Source organism: Nonomuraea lactucae (genome assembly GCF_003313395.1).
GTDB lineage: Bacteria > Actinomycetota > Actinomycetes > Streptosporangiales > Streptosporangiaceae > Nonomuraea > Nonomuraea lactucae.
In genome coordinates, this window is the sequence record NZ_QNFZ01000143.1 from 1 (window position 1) to 4,368 (window position 4,368).

Here is a 4,368-nt window from a genome sequence, read left to right on the forward strand (position 1 = left end):
CGGCCGACCCCGTCGGGCGGGTGGGCGGCACGGCCGACCCCGTCAGCCGGGCGGGCGGCACGGCGCTGGACCGGCTGGACGACGTGCTCGGCTGCTACGAGGAGCTGCTCGCCGCGCTGGCCGCCGAGGGCGTGGCCTGGGTGCAGCTCGACGAGCCCGCGCTGGTGGCCGACCGGACGCCAGGCGAGCTGGCCGCCGTGCGGGCGGCCTACGAGCGGCTGGGGTCGATGACCGCGCGGCCGGGTCTCTTCGTCGCGTCGTACTTCGGCGACCTGGGCGAGGCGCTGCCGGTGCTGGCGGGCACCCCGGTGGAGGCGATCGGCCTGGACCTGGTGCGCGGCGGGCCGGACGGCCTCGCCGCGCTGGCGGGCAAGACCGTGGTGGCAGGCGTGGTGTCGGGGCGCGACGTGTGGCGGACATCCCCGGAACGGGCCACGCGGGCGCTGCGGGCCGTCGGGGCGCATGCGGCGGACGTGGTGGTGAGCACGTCGTGCTCGCTGCTGCACGTGCCGTACGACGTGGGGGCCGAGCCCGGCCTCGACCCGGCGCTGCGGGCGCGGCTGGCCTTCGCCGAGCAGAAGGTGGCCGAGGTCGTCGAGCTGGCCCGCTCCCCCTACCACGGCCCGGCCCACCACGACGAGGTCGTCGAGCTGGCCCGCTCCCCCTACCACGGCCCGGCCCACCACGACCCGGCCCGCCACCGGGCGTCCGACCGCGCCGTCTGGGACCGCGCCTCTTCCGACCGCGCCTCTTCCGACCGCACCGCCTCCGACCGCGCCGCTTCCGAGGCCGCCACCCCCGGAGTGCCGGTCAGGGGCGGGGAGCGGGCTGCGTACGCGGTACGGGCCGCAGCGCAGGCGGCGCACCTGCGGCTCCCGGTGCTGCCGACGACCACGATCGGCTCGTTCCCGCAGACCGGCGAGCTGCGCGCGGCCCGCGCCGCGCTGGCGGGCGGCACGCTGGCCGAGGCGGACTACGAGCGGCTGGTGGAGGCCGAGATCGAGCGGGTGATCCGGGTGCAGGAACGGCTGGGCCTCGACGTCCTCGTCCACGGCGAGCCGGAACGCAACGACATGGTCCAGTACTTCGCCGAGCACCTCGACGGCTTCGCGGTCACCCGCAACGGCTGGGTCCAGTCGTACGGCTCGCGTTGCACCAGGCCGCCGATCCTGCACGGCGACGTGAGCCGGCCGGAGCCCGTCACGGTCCGCTGGGCCCGTCACGCGCAGTCGCTGACGGACCGGCCGGTCAAGGGGATGCTCACCGGGCCGGTCACGATCGTCGCCTGGTCGTTCGTCCGGGACGACCTGCCGCTGCGGGACGTGGTCCTCCAGGTGGCGGACGCGGTGCGGGACGAGGTGCGCGACCTGGAGGCGGCCGGCGTGTCGATCATCCAGGTGGACGAGCCGGCGCTGCGCGAGCTGCTGCCGCTCCGGCGCGCCGCGCAGGCGGGCTACCTGGAGTGGGCGGTGGCGGCGTACCGGCTGGCCACCTCGGGCGCGGGCGACACCACCCAGATCCACACGCACCTGTGCTACTCGGACGCCGACCAGATCCTGGCCGCCATCGACGGCCTGGACGCGGATGTCACCACGGTCGAGTCCGCCCGCTCCGGGGGACGGATCCTGAGCGCGGTCGGCGGGTTCGGGCGCGGGCTGGGGCCGGGGGTGTACGACATCCACTCGCCCCGGGTGCCGGGCGGCGACGAGGTCGAGCAGTTGCTCCGCGAGACGCTGAAGGTGCTGCCCGCCGGCCGGGTCTGGGTGAACCCTGACTGCGGCCTGAAGACGCGCGCGTACGAGGAGGTGGAGGCGTCGCTGTCGAACATGGTGGCCGCCGCGCGCCACCTGCGCGACGAGCGGGTCTGGTAGTCCCACGGCGGCCCGGCGTGGCCGGGCCGCCTACGCTGTCTCGCGCCCGTCGTATGCCGTGCGGGCCGACTCGATGGCGTGCATGTGGCTTTCGGCCCAGTCGCGCAGGACGGCGAGGGGGCCGTCGAGCGACTGGCCGAGCGGCGTCAGGGAGTAGTGGACGGCGGGCGGCACGGTCGGCTGGACCCGGCGTCCCACCAGCCCGTCGCGTTCGAGCGAGCGCAGCGTCTGCGACAGCATCTTCTGCGAGATGCCCGGGATCCTGCGCCGCAGCTCGGCGAAGCGGATCTCACCGGGCATCTCAGCGGCCAGAACCTTGATCGCCATCGACTCCCACTTGCCGCCGATGCGGTCGAGCAGCTGCCGCGTCGGGCAGGCCGGGTCGAAGAGGTCGCCCCGCCTCTGCTCGGACACCTGCTCAGACACCTGCTCGGACACCTGCTCGGTCACCCGCCGCTCACCTCGTCTCCGTGAAGCGCCGCTCCGCAGCCTACCCAGGGGATGCGGGACGGGACGGGCGGCGAGGGGCTACTCGGCCTTCAGGACGGCGAAACCGCCGTCCACGTTGAGAATGTGCCCTGTCACGAAGGACGCCTCGCCGCCGAGCAGGAACCGGATCGCCCCGGCCACCTCCTCCGGGGTGCCCAGGCGCTTCATCGCCGCCCAGCCCGCGGCGACGCCGGCGTCCACCAGGCCGAGGCGCGAGACCTCCTTCATCATCGGCGTCTCGATGTAGCCGGGCGTCACGGCGTTCACCCTGATGCCCCGGTCGGCCCACTCGACGGCCATGGTCTTGGTGAGGGAGTGGACGGCGGCCTTGGCGGCGGCGTAGGCGATCCGCCTCGGGTGGCCGAACTGGCCCGCGATCGAGCCGATGTTGACGATCGCGCCCGGCCCGTCGAGGTGGCGGGCCACTTGCTGCGACCACAGCAGCGTGCCGTCGACGTGCACCGCGAGCATCGCGCGGAACCTCTCGATCGGGATGTCGATGCTCGCGTCGTTGTGCACGACGCCGGCCCCGTTGACCAGTGAGTCGACGGGCGGCATCGCGGCGCGCACCTCGGCCGCCGCCGCCGCGACGGACCACTCGTCCGTCACGTCGCACCCGAAGAGCGCGACTCGCGGCCCGTACGCCCCGAGCTGGGCCGGGACGGCGGGCGCCGCCAGGTCCACCAGGGCGATCGCCCGGTCCGGCGACGCCTCCAGCAGGGCCAGGGCGGTCGCGACGCCGATCCCCCCGGTGCCTCCGGTGATGACGGTGGTGGGCATGCCGGTCGTCCCTCCTAAGCCTCAGTGGTCGAACCGACCCAGACGGTCTTCGCGTTGCAGAACTCCCGCAGGCCCAGGTCGGACAGCTCGCGGCCGTAGCCGGAGTCCTTGACGCCGCCGAACGGCAGCTCGGGGTAGGACGCGGACATCCCGTTGACGAACACCGCCCCGGCCTGCAGTTCGGCGATCATGCGCTGGGCCTCCCGCTCGACGTCGGTCCACGCGTTCGAGCTGAGCCCGAGATCGGTCGCGTTGGCGACGGCGATCGCCTCGTCGAGGTCCGCGACCTCGATCACGGCGGCGACCGGGCCGAACGCCTCCTCGCGCCAGAGCCTCATGCTTTCGGTCACGCCGGTGATCACGGTCGGCGGGTAGTACCACCCGGGCCCAGGCCCGGCCTTGCCCCCGCAGCGCACCACCGCCCCGCGGGCCGCCGCGTCGTCGACCAGCTCCTGCAGGTCGCCGACGGCGCGCCGGGTCGCGACCGGCCCGAGCCGGGTCTCCTCGCGCATCGGGTCGCCGGGGGTCAGGGCCTCGGCCCGCGCGCAGAACTCCCGCGTGAACTCGGCGTGGCAGTCGCGGTGGACGATGAACCGCTTCGCCGCGATGCAGCTCTGCCCGGCGTTCTGGAACCGCGACAGCGCCGCCACCCGGGCCGCCTCGGGGACGTCCGCGCTCGGCATGACGATGAACGGATCACTGCCGCCGAGCTCCAGTACGGTCTTCTTGATGGCCCGCCCGGCCGCGGCGGCCACCGACCGCCCGGCTGCCTCGCTGCCGGTGAGCGTGACGGCTGCGACCCGCCGGTCCAGCACGACGGCGTCGACCGCGGCGGCCTCGATCAGCAGCGTCTGGAACGCCCCGGCCGGGAATCCGGCGGCGTGGAACAGCTCCTCCAGCGCGAGGGCGCATCCCGGCACGTTCGAGGCGTGCTTGAGCAGCGCGACGTTCCCGGCCATGAGTGCCGGGGCGGCGAACCGCACCACCTGCCAGTACGGGTAGTTCCACGGCATGACCGCGAGCACGGGCCCGAGCGGCTCGTACCGGACGTACGCGGCGGAGGCGCCGACCGCCGTCGCGTCCGCGGGCGTCGCCGCCAGCATCCGCGCGGCGTTCGCGGCGTAGTAGCGGGCCGCCGTCGCGCACTTGAGCACCTCCGCCCGCCCGGCGGAGACGGGCTTGCCCATCTCGCGGGCCGCCAGGACGGCCAGCTCGCCCGCCCGCTCCT

General features: G+C 74.7%; 4 protein-coding genes. 1 reads left to right on the plus strand and 3 read right to left on the minus strand.

Going from position 1 to position 4,368, the window contains the following annotated elements:
* Positions 1-1,871, plus strand: a 1,871-nt coding sequence (gene metE, locus DQW85_RS09740) for a 5-methyltetrahydropteroyltriglutamate--homocysteine S-methyltransferase (RefSeq protein ID WP_113700033.1), incomplete at its 5' end; no start/stop codon positions are given.
* 30 nt (positions 1,872-1,901) lie between these two features.
* On the opposite strand, the gene DQW85_RS09745 is transcribed toward metE, so the two are convergent.
* From DQW85_RS09745 to DQW85_RS09755, 3 genes are all read right to left on the minus strand, one after another.
* Positions 1,902-2,321, minus strand: a complete 420-nt coding sequence (locus DQW85_RS09745) for a winged helix-turn-helix transcriptional regulator (protein ID WP_240197059.1) — start codon at positions 2,319-2,321, stop codon at positions 1,902-1,904.
* A gap of 78 nt (positions 2,322-2,399) precedes the next feature.
* The gene (locus DQW85_RS09750) at positions 2,400-3,140 is read right to left on the minus strand and encodes an SDR family NAD(P)-dependent oxidoreductase (protein WP_113700034.1); all 741 of its coding nucleotides are present in this window, start codon (positions 3,138-3,140) and stop codon (positions 2,400-2,402) included.
* A 14-nt stretch (positions 3,141-3,154) separates the two neighbouring features.
* On the minus strand, positions 3,155-4,368 hold a 1,214-nt coding region (locus DQW85_RS09755), incomplete at its 5' end, for an aldehyde dehydrogenase family protein (RefSeq protein ID WP_113700035.1).

What these genes read in the sequence shown, in the direction of transcription:
- DQW85_RS09750 (WP_113700034.1), bottom strand. Translation starts at nt 3,140, where the DNA reads ATGCCCACCACCGTCATCACCGGAGGCACCGGGGGGATCGGCGTCGCG.